The organism is Exiguobacterium sp. s7 (genome assembly GCF_018618195.1).
GTDB lineage: Bacteria > Bacillota > Bacilli > Exiguobacteriales > Exiguobacteriaceae > Exiguobacterium > Exiguobacterium mexicanum_A.
The window spans coordinates 39515-53673 of sequence record NZ_JACSLO010000015.1 but is presented as its reverse complement, the minus strand read 5'-3'; the positions used below and the strand labels follow the sequence as shown (position 1 = coordinate 53673).

Annotated in this window: 22 protein-coding genes; all 22 read right to left on the bottom strand. The window is 49.1% G+C overall.

The window, feature by feature from the left end; genetic code table 11:
- Positions 1-445: 445 nt before the first annotated feature.
- The gene (locus KNP79_RS14075; protein WP_138858568.1) at positions 446-1096 is read right to left on the bottom strand and encodes a KinB-signaling pathway activation protein; all 651 of its coding nucleotides are present in this window, start codon (positions 1094-1096) and stop codon (positions 446-448) included.
- A 10-nt stretch (positions 1097-1106) separates the two neighbouring features.
- Positions 1107-2138 (bottom strand): Mrp/NBP35 family ATP-binding protein, encoded by a 1032-nt coding sequence (locus KNP79_RS14070; protein WP_021066632.1) that lies wholly within the window; start codon positions 2136-2138, stop codon positions 1107-1109.
- A 142-nt stretch (positions 2139-2280) separates the two neighbouring features.
- Positions 2281-2673, bottom strand: a complete 393-nt coding sequence (rpsI, locus tag KNP79_RS14065; RefSeq protein ID WP_021066631.1) for a 30S ribosomal protein S9 — start codon at positions 2671-2673, stop codon at positions 2281-2283.
- A 25-nt stretch (positions 2674-2698) separates the two neighbouring features.
- Entirely contained in the window at positions 2699-3136 is a 438-nt protein-coding gene (gene rplM / locus KNP79_RS14060) for a 50S ribosomal protein L13 (RefSeq protein WP_034781675.1), read from the bottom strand.
- Positions 3137-3290: 154 nt separating this feature from the next.
- Complete coding sequence (gene truA, locus KNP79_RS14055; RefSeq protein WP_214797793.1) at positions 3291-4031, bottom strand: tRNA pseudouridine(38-40) synthase TruA; 741 nt, start codon at positions 4029-4031, stop codon at positions 3291-3293.
- The gene (locus KNP79_RS14050) at positions 4028-4819 is read right to left on the bottom strand and encodes an energy-coupling factor transporter transmembrane component T family protein (protein WP_034781681.1); all 792 of its coding nucleotides are present in this window, start codon (positions 4817-4819) and stop codon (positions 4028-4030) included. Before KNP79_RS14050 ends, truA begins: the two co-directional genes overlap by 4 nt.
- Positions 4816-5694 (bottom strand): energy-coupling factor transporter ATPase, encoded by an 879-nt coding sequence (locus tag KNP79_RS14045; RefSeq protein ID WP_034781683.1) that lies wholly within the window; start codon positions 5692-5694, stop codon positions 4816-4818. Before KNP79_RS14045 ends, KNP79_RS14050 begins: the two co-directional genes overlap by 4 nt.
- Positions 5670-6506: an energy-coupling factor transporter ATPase gene (locus KNP79_RS14040; protein ID WP_021066626.1), complete on the bottom strand. Its 837-nt coding sequence runs from the start codon at positions 6504-6506 to the stop codon at positions 5670-5672. Before KNP79_RS14040 ends, KNP79_RS14045 begins: the two co-directional genes overlap by 25 nt.
- A 69-nt stretch (positions 6507-6575) precedes the next feature.
- On the bottom strand, positions 6576-6929 hold the full coding sequence (gene rplQ / locus KNP79_RS14035) for a 50S ribosomal protein L17 (RefSeq protein WP_012727650.1): 354 nt from the start codon (positions 6927-6929) through the stop codon (positions 6576-6578).
- 24 nt (positions 6930-6953) lie between these two features.
- Positions 6954-7898: a DNA-directed RNA polymerase subunit alpha gene (locus KNP79_RS14030; RefSeq protein WP_021066625.1), complete on the bottom strand. Its 945-nt coding sequence runs from the start codon at positions 7896-7898 to the stop codon at positions 6954-6956.
- 92 nt (positions 7899-7990) lie between these two features.
- On the bottom strand, positions 7991-8386 hold the full coding sequence (gene rpsK, locus KNP79_RS14025) for a 30S ribosomal protein S11 (protein ID WP_021066624.1): 396 nt from the start codon (positions 8384-8386) through the stop codon (positions 7991-7993).
- A gap of 16 nt (positions 8387-8402) precedes the next feature.
- The gene (gene rpsM, locus KNP79_RS14020; protein WP_024372197.1) at positions 8403-8768 is read right to left on the bottom strand and encodes a 30S ribosomal protein S13; all 366 of its coding nucleotides are present in this window, start codon (positions 8766-8768) and stop codon (positions 8403-8405) included.
- Between the two features lie 19 nt (positions 8769-8787).
- The gene (rpmJ, locus tag KNP79_RS14015; protein ID WP_003156543.1) at positions 8788-8901 is read right to left on the bottom strand and encodes a 50S ribosomal protein L36; all 114 of its coding nucleotides are present in this window, start codon (positions 8899-8901) and stop codon (positions 8788-8790) included.
- 30 nt (positions 8902-8931) lie between these two features.
- Positions 8932-9150, bottom strand: a complete 219-nt coding sequence (infA, locus tag KNP79_RS14010) for a translation initiation factor IF-1 (protein WP_021066622.1) — start codon at positions 9148-9150, stop codon at positions 8932-8934.
- Between the two features lie 105 nt (positions 9151-9255).
- Positions 9256-10014, bottom strand: a complete 759-nt coding sequence (map, locus tag KNP79_RS14005) for a type I methionyl aminopeptidase (RefSeq protein ID WP_034781687.1) — start codon at positions 10012-10014, stop codon at positions 9256-9258.
- Positions 10011-10661, bottom strand: coding sequence for an adenylate kinase (locus tag KNP79_RS14000; RefSeq protein WP_029594431.1), 651 nt, complete (start codon positions 10659-10661; stop codon positions 10011-10013). The genes map and KNP79_RS14000 overlap by 4 nt, the downstream gene beginning before the upstream one ends.
- Positions 10662-10739: 78 nt before the next feature.
- Positions 10740-12029, bottom strand: a complete 1290-nt coding sequence (gene secY, locus KNP79_RS13995; protein ID WP_034781688.1) for a preprotein translocase subunit SecY — start codon at positions 12027-12029, stop codon at positions 10740-10742.
- Entirely contained in the window at positions 12029-12469 is a 441-nt protein-coding gene (rplO, locus tag KNP79_RS13990; protein WP_021066618.1) for a 50S ribosomal protein L15, read from the bottom strand. Before rplO ends, secY begins: the two co-directional genes overlap by 1 nt.
- 31 nt (positions 12470-12500) lie before the next feature.
- The gene (gene rpmD, locus KNP79_RS13985) at positions 12501-12686 is read right to left on the bottom strand and encodes a 50S ribosomal protein L30 (RefSeq protein ID WP_021066617.1); all 186 of its coding nucleotides are present in this window, start codon (positions 12684-12686) and stop codon (positions 12501-12503) included.
- A gap of 15 nt (positions 12687-12701) precedes the next feature.
- A complete protein-coding gene (gene rpsE, locus KNP79_RS13980; RefSeq protein WP_021066616.1) occupies positions 12702-13202 on the bottom strand; it encodes a 30S ribosomal protein S5 in 501 nt (166 codons plus the stop codon).
- A 20-nt stretch (positions 13203-13222) separates the two neighbouring features.
- Entirely contained in the window at positions 13223-13585 is a 363-nt protein-coding gene (rplR, locus tag KNP79_RS13975; RefSeq protein WP_012727661.1) for a 50S ribosomal protein L18, read from the bottom strand.
- 34 nt (positions 13586-13619) lie between these two features.
- Positions 13620-14159, bottom strand: a complete 540-nt coding sequence (gene rplF, locus KNP79_RS13970; RefSeq protein WP_034781691.1) for a 50S ribosomal protein L6 — start codon at positions 14157-14159, stop codon at positions 13620-13622.

Sequence of the window (14159 nt, the reverse complement as noted above, 5' to 3'; positions counted from 1 at the left end):
GGCACGCCGCCAGCGTTCGTCCTGAGCCAGGATCAAACTCTCCAAAGAATTTGATATAGCTCTTTAAAAATGACGAAGCTTGCGCTTCAATCAAAAATTGTAAAACATTTTTGCCTCATCGTTCAGTTTTCAAAGACCAAGTGTCTGTTGTGTTAGCGACTTTTTAATAATAGCGATTTGACTTTTGAAAGTCAACCGTTTTTTATTATTTTTTTCATCCGCTTTCTGTTGTTCAGATTTGAACAGCAGCGACGTTTATTAATATATCAGCGCCCCGCATTTTCGTCAACTGTTTTTCTAAAAAAACTTTATTTTCTTCGGGAATCTTTTTTCCAACGTTGAAAACCGACTTTCCTCACATAAAAACAACGTAGCGTCCTCCCACCTAGGGCGACGCTACGTTGTTGAAGAGTGTAACTATCGAGTGCTTCCGTTCCTATTGGTGTTAGGACGATTTAGAAGACACCCGTTTCTTAGATTTAGCTTTAGCCTGATTCTTCGTCGATGGTTTGGCATCCTCTGCTTGAGCAGGCGCTTGGAATCGATGTAGCATCAATACTTGATACGCGTTAGCAAATACGAGCGTCGCTAACGCTGGCCACAAGAGCGCAATCTCATCCGTCGCCTGAAGGGCTGGAATCCATTCGATCAATGTTATAACGATCATCAAGAAGAGCGTCGGGATGAACGCACTCGCGTTCGTCTGTTTCGCCTTACTCGTTGCGATAATCCATGAAACGATCACTAACACGACCATCTCCCCGATATACCGCCACATATGATCGTTACCAAAAGCGAGCATACGAAGGTAAACCGCATCAAATAGTGCGAAGGCGATTAACAGCACTTGTACACGATTCCATAGTTTTGGGCCACGGAACAAATCCAATCCGACCCGGTGGACAATCAAGTAGGCGAAGAAGCCCATCATGCTAATCCCGGTCCATGTGCTCGAGTAACTGAGTGCCGTCACGATCGCTTCCCACGATTGACTCACTAAATAGCCAGGATTGGCCAGCAAGTTCATAACGAACCCAAACAACGTCCCGAAGACGAGCGTCGTCCAAAATAACCTTAAAAATCCTTGTACCTTCATCTATAAACCATTACCCTTCTATCTGTTGAATGACCGCTTGCGCTAGTCCGTCGTATGTCTTCTCAAACGGATGCCCATCTCGGTAAACCGATGGTGCAAAGTCTTCTTCATTCTCATACGGCTGACCGAGCGGAATTTGCGCGAGCAATTTGCTCTTCAACGCTTCAGACAATTTTTCGCCGCCGCCATAGCCGAAGACGTACTCTTTCTCCCCTGTCACTTTACTTTCAAAATACGCCATGTTTTCGATGATACCAAGCACTTTGTGGTTTGTCTTGATGGCCATTGCCCCAGCACGCGCAGCGACAAAAGCAGCTGTTGCGTGTGGCGTCGTGACGATCAACTCTTGACATGCCGGGAGCATCGAATGAATATCGAGGGCGACATCACCCGTCCCTGGTGGCAAATCGAGGAGCAAGTAGTCTAGGTCGCCCCACTCAACATCGTTGAAGAAGTTATTAAGCATCTTCCCGAGCATTGGTCCACGCCAGATGACTGGAGCGTTATCTTCTACAAAGAAGCCCATCGAAATCACTTTCACGCCGAAACGCTCGACAGGAATGATTTTCTCGCCACGGACGACCGGCCGCTCTTCAATCCCGAGCATGTCAGGTACACTGAAGCCGTAAATATCCGCATCAATCAATCCGACCTTCTTCCCTGCCCGCGCTAGCGCGACTGCCAAGTTGACCGAGACTGTCGATTTCCCGACGCCACCTTTGCCCGAAGCAATCGCAATGAATGTCGTGCCAGCATTTTCACGGAGAATAGCTGGCTTCGTCGCTTCTTTCAAACTTTCGTCATTGAGCGCCTCGAAGCGAAGACCGACCGTCTTGAATCCTTTTCCTTTGAGCAACGTGACAATCTCTTGTTGAAGTTGGAGTTGCTCGCCGCTCCCGGTTTGACCGAGTGCCACTTTTACACTGACATAATCTTCTTTAATGCGAATATCCTTCACGCCAGCTGTATCTCCAAGCGTACGGTTGATTGTTGGATCGATCAACCCCGCCAATTCTTCACGAACTTGTTCTACTGTAAGCATGTGGTTTCCCCCTAATTTCTGTCTCGCTAACAGTATATCAAAAAAAGCGTTTTCTTGAGGGAATGGAAACCAACAATTTCATGAGCAACAAAAAAACTCTCTACCCCGATGGGCAGAGAGTTTGAACCAAATTGTTCGAAGATTAACGCTTCGAGAATTGTGGTGCGCGACGTGCAGCTTTAAGACCGTATTTTTTACGTTCTTTCATGCGAGCGTCACGAGTCAAGAAGCCTTTTTCTTTGAGGCTTGGACGGAATTCTGGGTCCGCTTGAAGAAGCGCACGCGATACGCCGTGGCGAATTGCTCCAGCTTGTCCAGTGAATCCACCACCGTTAACGTTAACGATTACATCGTATTTACCTTCTGTTTCAGTCAATACGAGTGGTGATTTTGCCATCATGATCAAAGTCTCATGTCCGAAGTATTCTGAAATATCACGGCCATTTACAACAACTTTGCCGTCACCTGCAACGAGGTGAACGCGAGCCACCGAGTGTTTGCGGCGGCCTGTTCCGTAGTAACGTACATCTGCCATCGTTTAGTTCCTCCCTGTGTCCCGATTAACCGCGAAGTTCGTAAACTTCTGGTTTTTGTGCTGCGTGGTTGTGCTCAGCTCCAGCGTAAACGTGGAGTTTAGTGAATGATTGACGACCAAGTGATCCTTTTGGAAGCATCCCTTTGATTGCGAGTTCAAGCATACGCTCTGGGCGTTTTGCGAGAAGCTCTTTTGCAGTTTGTGATTTCAAACCGCCTGGATGACCTGAATGACGGTAGTAAATCTTGTCGTTCATTTTGTTACCAGTCAAGTGGATTTTCTCAGCGTTGATGATGATGACGTGGTCTCCGCAATCAACGTTTGGTGTGAAAGTCGGCTTGTGCTTACCGCGAAGAAGTGATGCTACTTCACTAGTCAAACGACCAAGTGTTTTGCCTTCTGCGTCGATAAGGAGCCATTTGCGTTCTACTTCAGATGCTTTTGCCATGAATGTCGTGCGCATGTGGAATACCTCCTAAAATGTCTGTTTGCTTAATTTTTTTAGTGCTTGTTTGATGCTTTATCATAATCCTAGTTTACGGGGCTAAGATTGTGGTTCATCTCTCAATGTGAAAATGAAATGCCAATGAATATAATACGATTTTATAGGGGGAATGTCAATCTACTTTTTCATAATTCACATTCCACAAGTATAGACCGTGCGGTGGGGCTGTAATCCCAGCGCTACGCCGGTCTTTTGAGGCGAGCATCCGGCTCACGTCTGCCGGCTCATATTTCCCACGCCCGACCTCTAACAACGTCCCTACCATAATACGGACTTGGTTATAAAGAAAGCCCGAGCCGACGAAACGAATATACATCTCATCGCCCGCTTCGACGAGCTCCGCTTCATAGATTGTGCGGACACGATCCTCTACCTCAGCCTTCGTCACTGAAAAGGAGGTGAAGTCGTGAGTCCCGACGAGCATGCGTAGCGCCTGTCGGATCCGCTCATAGTCGAGCGTGTACGTGACCGTTACAGCATGGTGGCGCCGGAACGGGTCCGCGTCGCTTCGGAAGAAATAGCGATACTCTTTCCGTTTTGCCCCGTAACGCGCGTGAAACGACGTATCGACCTCTTCGGCGGACCGGACAAGAATATCATCGGGCAACATTGCATTCAGCGCTTTGACGAACCGGTCGGCTGGCATAGCGAGGTGCGTATCGAAGTGTAGCACTTGCCCCCGAGCATGCACACGGGCGTCCGTACGACCCGAGGCCACTACTTTGACGGTCTGACTATGCATCCGCGCCAGCACACCCTCTACTTCGGCTTGAACCGTATTTCCGTTCGGTTGGACCTGATAACCGGCATAGTTCGTTCCATCATACGCAATCGTCAATTTAATTCGCTTCATCCTATCCCTCGCAATCCAATCAAGATGAGTGTGATGACCACGAAGATGATGAGTAACACCGTGTCACGACGGTGCCACGTCATCTCACGCAAGCGCGTCCGTCCTTCACCCCCACGGTACCCGCGGGCCTCCATTGCCGTAGCGAGGTCCTCAGCACGTTTAAACGCCGACACAAACAATGGGATCATAAGCGGGACGACTGCCTTCAAGCGATCCTTGAGCGGACCGCTCTTCAAATCGACGCCTCGCGCCTGCTGAGCCTTCATGATGCGATCGGTCTCGTCAGCCAAGGTCGGAAGGAACCGGAGCGAGATCGACAGCATGAGGGCGATCTCATGGGCAGGCACTCGGAATCGTTCGAGGGGGCGGAGCCCTGCTTCAATCGAATCGGTCAGTTCCATCGGTGTGGTCGTCAGTGTGACGAGTGTCGTCAACATGACGAGATAGAAGAAGCGGAGCGAGACGATCAAGCCCATCCGGACGCCTTCCGAATAAATCGCGAACGGACCGAATGCAATCAACTCCGTCCCGTCCCGGTTAAAGAACAGTTGCAACAACAGTGTAAAAATGATGAGGAATAAAATCATCTTCAATCCATTCCATAAATACCGCCATGACAATTGAGACAGTCTCACGGCGAACAAGGTAAAGCCAAGCAAGAACACGTTCGTCCATAAGTTATCAGCCAAAAAGACGATGGGAATGAAGCCGAGGATGAACAACGTCTTGGCTCGCGCATCAAGTGTATGGAGCCATGAATGTCCGGGAATGTACTGTCCGATGATCATGTCGCTCTCCCCTTTCTCAATTCGAGCGCGATCCAGTCCGCCAATTCGCCTTCGGTCCGTAAGGCCGGTGTCGCAACACCGAACGCAGGGGCAAGCTCACTCGCGAAGCGAAGCACATGTGGGATTTCAAGCTGGAGCCCTTTGACAAGCGCCTCATCTTTGAACAAGTCAAATGGATTCCCATCAAAGGCGACCTCGCCCCGTTCCATGACGACGACTCGTTCTGCGTACGCTAACACGTCGTCCATATCGTGCGAAACGAGAATGAGCGTCAAATCGAGTTCTTGTTTTAGCCGTTTGAATAACGCCAGCATCTCACGACGGCCGAGCGGGTCGAGTCCGGCCGTCGGCTCATCTACGACGAGAACATCAGGCCGACTAGCGAGCACGCCGGCAATGGCGACGCGACGCATCTGTCCGCCCGAGAGATCGAACGGGGAACGGCCCCATAACGTTTCATCCAGGCCGACGAGGCGCAACGCAGCATGAGCCCGCTCTTTCGCTTCGTCTTCAGACGCCCCAAAGTTTCGTGGACCAAACATGACGTCGCGTTCGACCGTCTCTTCAAATAGTTGATGCTCCGGATATTGAAAGACGAGCCCAACGCGGCGCCGAAGCGGTAGCAGGCTTTGCTTTTTGTCGCGACGCTTCGTAATCGCACGGACTTCGATGTCATCGACGACGACACGCCCTTTTGTCGGTCGCAGCAGTCCGTTCATATGTTGAACGAGCGTTGACTTGCCTGACCCAGTATGGCCAAGAAACGCAACAAGCGCCCCCGACGGAATCATTACATTCACATCGCGCAGCGCGGTTCGTTCAAACGGAGTATTCAATTGATATTGGTAAGTCACTTCTTCAATGCTAATCGGCATAGATGGTTCACCAACTCCGAATGTTGTAGCATCAGACGATCGAGTGGTATGCCCCGTTCCTTCAGTTCGAGTTGCATCCGGACAATAAACGGTACGTCGAGCTGAATGGCTCGTAACGCCTCCGGATTTTGAAACACGTCTTCGGGTGTACCGGTCATCGCAATCTTGCCTTTTGACAATGCAATGATACGGTCGGCAAACAACACTTCGTCGAGCTCGTGGGTAATGGCGACAACGGTCATCCCTTCTGAGACGAGCTGTTGTACCGTTTCAATCACCTCTTTGCGCCCAATCGGGTCGAGCATTGAGGTAGCTTCATCGAGCACGAGGACATGCGGGCGCATTGCGAGTGCCGAAGCAATCGCAACGCGCTGCTTTTGTCCACCGGATAACTGATGCGGTTCACGGTCCGCTAGTTCCGATAATCCAACGCGCGCTAGACTGTCATCAATTCGACGAACCATTTCTTGACGTGGAAGTCCCATGTTTTCGAGAGAAAATGCCACATCATCGCGCACGGTCGCCCCGACAAACTGGTTGTCAGGATTTTGGAAGACGACACCGATCCGTTTCCGAACGTCCCACACGTCTGTGGCGTCCGTTGGATCGAGTGTCTCAACCCGGACTTCTCCTTCTTGAGGAAGCAAAAGCCCATTCCACAACTTCGTCAAAGTCGACTTGCCAGAACCGTTATGGCCAACGATAGCGAGCCATTCCCCTTTGTATACGTCGAGTGACAGCCCGTTTAAGGCTGGCTCGGTTTGTCCCGGGTAACGAAACACGATATCGCGTACCATAATTTGAGATTCCATCTGCCGACTCCTTTCCGATGTGGAAACAGGGCAATACGTCACCGCATGCCCTGTTGACTGCCTAATGAATTAGACGAGTTCGATGATTACGACTTCTGCACCGTCACCGCGGCGTGGGCCGACTTTCATGATGCGTGTGTATCCACCTTGACGTTCAGCGTAGCGTGGTGCCACGTCTTCGAACAATTTTTGGATTGCGTCTTTTTCTCCAGCGTTCTCTTTACGAACGAATGAAGCTACTTGACGACGGGCATGAAGATCGCCACGTTTCCCAAGAGTGATCAATTTTTCAACGACTGGGCGAAGTTCCTTCGCTTTTTGTTCAGTTGTTTGAATGCGCTCGTTGATAATAAGGTCAGTTGCAAGATCACGTAAAAGTGCCTTACGTTGTGAGCTTGTACGGCCGAGTTTCGAATAAGCCATTACATTTCCCTCCTTCGGTTGAACTTAGTCTTCTTTACGCAAGCCCAAACCGAGCTCGTCCAACTTGAGTTGAACTTCTTCGAGTGATTTACGTCCGAGGTTACGAACTTTCATCATCTCTTCCTCTGATTTGTTTGCGAGTTCTTGAACAGTGTTGATGCCCGCGCGCTTCAAGCAGTTGTACGAACGAACTGAGAGATCGAGTTCTTCGATCGTCATTTCGAGTACTTTTTCTTTTTGGTCTTCTTCTTTCTCGACCATAATTTCTGCATTGAGAGCCTCGTCAGTCAAGCCAACAAAGATGTTCAAGTGTTCTGTCAAAATTTTCGCCCCGAGCGATACCGCTTCTTCCGGACGGATTGAACCATCTGTCCACACGTCTAATAGAAGCTTATCGAAGCTAGCATCTTGACCGACACGTGTTTTATCTACTTCGTAGTTCACGCGTTGAATCGGTGTGTAGATCGAATCGATTGGAATAACGCCAATCGGCATATCATCACGTTTGTTATCTTCTGCCTGGACGTAACCACGACCACGGCGAGCAGTCAAACGCATGCGAAGCGTCGCGTTGTCAGCGAGAGTCGCGATGTGGAGCTCAGGATTCAAGATTTCAACGTCGCTATCATGGGTAATGTCTGCCGCAGTGACAGCACCGGCACTTGAAACGTTAATCTCAAGCGTTTTCTCTTCGTCCGAGTACACTTTGAGAGCCAACTTCTTGAGGTTTAATACGATTTGCGTGACGTCTTCGACGACTCCGTCAATCGTAGAGAACTCATGAAGAACGCCATCGATTTGAACCGCTGTTACCGCTGCACCAGGGAGCGATGACAAAAGAATTCGACGTAGTGAGTTGCCGAGAGTAGTGCCATATCCACGTTCAAGCGGTTCCACCACGAATTTACCAAACGTAGCATCCTCGCTGATTTCGACCGTTTCGATCTTTGGTTTTTCAATCTCGATCATCTGAACCCCTCCTTGAGTGTATCCTGCCATGCAGCGCGAGCTGCATTGTATATGCTGTTTGTGCTAGGTAAGCCCTTCACACGCACAAGCGATTATACGCGGCGACGTTTCGGAGGGCGGCAACCGTTGTGCGGAACTGGTGTTACGTCACGGATTGCAGTTACTTCAAGACCAGTAGCTTGGAGGGCACGGATAGCCGCTTCACGTCCAGCACCAGGACCTTTAACGTTAACTTCTACTGTACGCATACCGTTGTCCATTGCAACTTTCGCTGCAGTTTCAGCAGCCAATTGTGCTGCGAACGGAGTCGATTTACGTGATCCTTTAAATCCAAGGTTACCAGAAGTAGCCCATGAGATCGCGTTACCTTGCGTGTCAGTGATTGTAATGATTGTGTTGTTGAATGTAGAGCGGATGTGTACCACACCGACTTCAACATGTTTTTTGACTTTACGTTTTGAACGTACATTTTGCTTACGTTTCGCCATTGTTCAATTCCCTCCTTTACTTCTTCTTGTTCGCTACTGTACGGCGTGGGCCTTTACGAGTACGCGAGTTGTTCTTCGTGTTTTGTCCGCGAACAGGGAGACTACGACGGTGACGAACACCGCGATATGCGCCGATCTCGATCAAACGTTTAATGTTGAGTGAAACTTCACGGCGAAGGTCACCTTCAACTTTAATTCCGTCAATTGCTTCACGGATACGGTTGATTTCGTCTTCTGTAAGATCACGTGTGCGTGAATCTTCAGATACGTTTGCAGCCTTCAAAATTTCTTGTGCTCTTGTTTTACCAATACCAAAGATGTATGTGAGCGAAATAACGATACGTTTTTCGCGTGGAATATCTACACCAGCAATACGTGCCATGTGTGCACCTCCTCTTAGATTAACCTTGTTTTTGTTTGTGTTTCGGGTTTTCGCAAATTACCATTACTTTACCCTTACGACGAATAACTTTACATTTTTCGCAGATCGGTTTTACCGACGGTCTTACTTTCATGATTATACCCTCCTCCTGGAAAAATCGGAGTTACTTGTAACGGTACGTAATCCGCCCGCGAGTCAAGTCGTACGGAGACAACTCGACAGTTACGCGGTCACCTGGAAGGATTCGAATGTAGTGCATCCGAATTTTCCCTGAGACGTGCGCGAGCACCGTGTGGCCGTTTTCTAACTCCACTTTAAACATTGCGTTTGGAAGTGGTTCGACAACAGTGCCTTCCACTTCAATGACATCTTGTTTCGCCATCATTTATTCCCCTTTCTATATGAAGATATTTAGGAGCACAGACGATCTATCGCATTGTACTGTGAGAGAAGGATCCGTAACGGATCAGCACGAAGCAATAGAGCCTCATTCACCGGAATCGAGTTTCGTTAAAATCTCGTATCCATCGTCTGTGATGGCGATGGTGTGCTCAAAGTGGGCGCACATGCTACCGTCCACTGTCACAACTGTCCAGTTGTCAGCCAGTGTCCGAACATAGCGTTGACCAGCGTTGACCATTGGTTCAATGGCTAACGTCATTCCAGTCTTCAGGCGCGGCCCTTTCCCCGGTGGACCATAGTGCGGAATTTGCGGTTCTTCATGCAAATTTTGTCCGACACCATGACCGACGTATTCGCGGACGACAGAGAAATCATGAGATTCCACATACGCTTGAATCGCATGCGAAATGTCTGTCAAACGCTGTCCAGCCTTAGCGTGCTCCAATCCTTTATACAGACTTTCTTCAGTCACGTCAAGTAACTGCTGTGTCTCTTCCGAGATTGTTCCCACTGGATACGTCCAAGCGGAATCTCCATGGTATCCGTTATAGTAGGCACCGATGTCGATCGAGATGATATCCCCATCGTTCAATACCCGTTTTCCGGGAATCCCATGAACAAGCTCTTCGTTCACTGAAGCACAAACGCTACCGGTAAACCCGTTATAGCCTTTGAACGACGGTGTCGCACCTTGGCTGCGAATGTATTCTTCCGCGATCCGGTCGAGCTCAAGCGTCGTAATACCTGGTTTGATGTGCTCTTTGAGCACCTGGTGTGTTCGAGCAACAATTTGCCCAGCCTCACGCATAATCGCTATTTCACGAGGCGTCTTCGTGATGATCATTCAGTACCACCGAGTAACGCTTTGACATCGGCGTATACGACATCGATTGGACGATCTCCATCCAATGTACGAAGATACCCTTTTTCAGCGTAAAAGTCAATGAGTGGTTTCGATTGCTCGATGTTGACGTCAAGGCGACGGCGGACCGTTTCCTCTTTATCGTCTTCACGTTGCATGAGAGCCGACCCATCCACATCACAGATGCCTTCCACTTTAGGTGGGTTGAAGATCACGTGATATGTCGCACCACACGTCGGGCAGATCCAACGACCTGTCAAACGCGGGACGAGAATTTCCGCATCCACATCGATATTCACGACATGGTCAATCTGTTTTCCCAAATCTTTAAGCAAACTTTCGAGTGCCTCTGCTTGAGCAACAGTACGCGGGAATCCATCGAGCAGGAAGCCGTTTTTCGTATCATCTTGACTCAAGCGTTCGCGTACGATTCCGATTGTTACCTCATCCGGTACGAGTTCGCCTTTATCCATGAACGATTTTGCTTCTTTGCCGAGTGGCGTTCCGCCTTTGATTGCCGCACGAAACATGTCGCCTGTCGAAATGTGTGGGATTTGGTACTCTTCAACGATTTTAGCCGCTTGAGTCCCTTTCCCTGCACCCGGTAAGCCCATGAGTACTAGATTCATCTCAGTTAGCCTCCAGTTTTGATTTTCACAACACGTCGTAAACACGACAGGAAGGAAGGGTGTACCCTTCCTTCCGCTTTAACGGATAAAGCCTTTGTAGTGTCGTTTTACGAGTTGACTCTCGATTTGTTTCATCGTTTCGAGGGCTACCCCGATAACGATCAACAAGCTCGTTCCTCCGATTTGCACCGAAGTTGGGAGACCGGCAAGCTTAATGAAGATTGTCGGCATGATCGCTACGAGCGATAAGAAAATCGCTCCGAAGAAAGTCAATCGATAAAGCAACTTCGTGATGTACTGTTCTGTTTGCGCCCCAGGACGAATCCCAGGAATATAGCCACCTTGCTTCTGCAGGTTTTCTGCCATCTGTTCAGGGTTTACCTGAATGAATGTATAGAAGTAAGCGAACGCGATGATGAGCGCTACGTAGATCGACATTCCGATTGGAGACGTCGTATCGAAGTAAGTCTGCAACTTCTGCGTCGTTTCCGGAGAAGCAATGAAGCTTGCAACAGTTGGTGGTGTCACCATGAAGGAAATCGCGAAGATGACCGGGATGACACCGGCAGCGTTTAGTTTGATTGGCAAATGCGTTGACTGTCCGCCCACAGGGGTACGGTTCGCCGTGCGTTTTGCGTATTGAATCGGAATTTTGCGAGCGGCCTGTTGAACATAAATGATCCCCATGGTCACCGCAAGAATGACGAGCAATAGCACAACCAAGTAAACGATGTTAATGAATAACGCGTCTCCAGCATTTTGGAGCTTCGTTTCATAAATCTGCGTAAAGATTCTTGGGAACCCAGCGACGATACCGGCGAAGATAATGATGGAAATACCATTCCCAACACCTTTCTCCGTCGTCATCTCACCAAGGAACATCAAGAACGCCGTACCTGCAGTCAGCACGATCGCGATCACGAAATAGGTTGCCGTGCCCCACGTCTCGTTGACGAGACCTGGATAGAGGCGGTTAAACCCGAACGACAATGACGTCGCTTGGATAAACCCTAACATGATCGTCCCATAGCGCGTGACCGTCGCTAGCTTTTTACGCCCAGACTCGCCTTGTTTTGCCCATTCGGCAAACTTCGGAACGACGTCCATTTGTAAGAGCTGCACAACGATCGATGCCGTGATGTACGGCATGATCCCCATTGCGAACAGGGAGAAGTTCTGTAAAGCATTTCCTCCAAACAAGTTCAAGAAGTCTAAAAGACCACCTGAGTCAAAACGCAACACATCCGTATTCACCATCGGCACCGGGATATGGGCCCCGATGCGGAAAATGATGATGATTGCGAGTGTGAAGAGAATACGCTGTCGAATATCTTTCACGCGCCACATATTGGAGATCGTCTGAAACATCAGATCACCTCAACTGAACCGCCAGCTGCTTCGATCGCTTCTTTCGCTGCACCCGAGAATTTGTTGGCTTTTACAGTCAATTTTGTTTCAAGCTTGCCGTTAGCAAGTACTTTGATTCCGTCTTTAGCAGAGCTGACAACACCAGTCTCAATTAAGAGTTCTGGAGTAACTTCAGTACCTGCCTCGAAACGGTTAAGCGTGTCTAGGGAAACAACTGCATACTCTTTACGAGTAGGGTTGTTGAAACCGCGTTTTGGAAGACGACGGTAAAGTGGGTTTTGCCCACCTTCGAATCCTGGACGAACGCCACCGCCCGAACGAGCTTTTTGACCTTTATGTCCACGGCCAGAAGTTTTACCGTTACCAGTCGCCATACCGCGACCGACACGGTTGCGTTCGTGACGCGAACCTGGAGTTGGCTTCAATTCATGGAGTTTCATAGTGGCACCTCCTTATTTAGTAAGATCTTTATTATTCGTTGATTTCGTTTACAGTCACAAGGTGCGACACTTTTTTGATCATACCGCGCATCGCTACGTTGTCAGGGACAACGACAGTCTGATGCATTTTACGAAGACCGAGTGTACGTACTGTTACACGCTGATCTTCCGGACGACCAATAGTGCTGCGTGTGAGGGTGATTGCGAGTTTCGCCATGTCTAATTCCCTCCCTTATTTAAGAAGTTCTTCTACGCTTTTACCGCGTAGTTTAGCAACTTCCTCTGCTTTTTTAAGCTCTGTCAAGCCTTTAACCGTCGCGCGGACGATGTTGATTGGTGTGTTAGATCCAAGCGATTTCGAAAGGATGTCACCTACACCTGCGAGTTCGAGCACTGCACGAACTGGACCACCAGCGATAACCCCAGTACCTTCAGAAGCTGGTTTCATGAATACACGACCTGCTCCGAATACTCCTGTGATTTCGTGTGGAATTGTTGTACCGACCATCGGTACTTGAACCATGTTTTTCTTAGCGGCTTCAATAGCCTTGCGGATCGCTTCTGGCACCTCTTGTGCCTTACCTGTACCGAAACCGACGTGACCATTTTTGTCACCTACGACGACGAGAGCGGCGAAACGGAAGCGACGGCCACCTTTCACGACTTTCGCGACGCGGTTTACGGTAACAACGCGTTCTTCAAGTTGTTCCATGTTAACGTCTAACTGGCGCATCGAGTGTCCCCTCCTTTTTGTTAGAATTTAAGACCTGCTTCACGAGCTGCTTCAGCAACAGCTTTGACGCGGCCATGATAGAGGTATCCACCACGGTCGAACACAACAGTGTCGATACCTTTCTCGAGTGCACGTTCAGCTGCAAGTTTACCAACAGCTTTCGCTGCTTCAACGTTGCCGCCGTTTGTAAGATCGAGAGCTTTATCTTTCGAAGATGCTGACACAAGCGTTGTTTGTGCTGCATCATCGATGAGTTGAACGTAGATGTGCTTGCTCGAGCGGAATACGTTCAAACGTGGACGAGCTGCTGTCCCCGTGATCGTACGACGTACACGAGCATGACGTTTCTTACGAACTGCATTTTTGTCTGCTTTTGTGATCATTTATGCCACTCCTTTCCGTTCATTTCGTGACGAATTACTTACCAGTCTTACCTTCTTTACGGCGAATACGTTCATCAGAGTAACGAACACCTTTACCTTTGTAAGGTTCTGGAGCACGGTACGAGCGGATTTGAGCTGCAACGTGACCGACGCGCTCTTTGTTAATCCCTTTAACGACGATTTGCGTGTTTGAAGGAACTTCGATCTCGATACCTTCTTCAGCAACGTACTCGATTGGGTGCGAGTAACCGAGGCTGAGGACGAGTTTGTTACCTTGCTTAGCTGCACGGTAACCAACCCCTGAGATCTCAAGTGTTTTCTGGAATCCGTTAGACACACCTTCCACCATGTTGGCGATAAGGGCACGTGTCGTCCCGTGGATCGTACGGTTCTCTTTCGAGTCATCCGGACGAACGACGTTCAATTCGTTCTCTTCAACTTTGATTTCCAAGGCTGGGTTAGCTGAAAGCGAAAGTTCACCTTTAGCACCTTTTACTGTGACCGTGTTGTCTTCTGCAACCGTGACAGTAACGCCAGCTGGAATCGTAACTGGTTTTTTACCAATACGTGACAT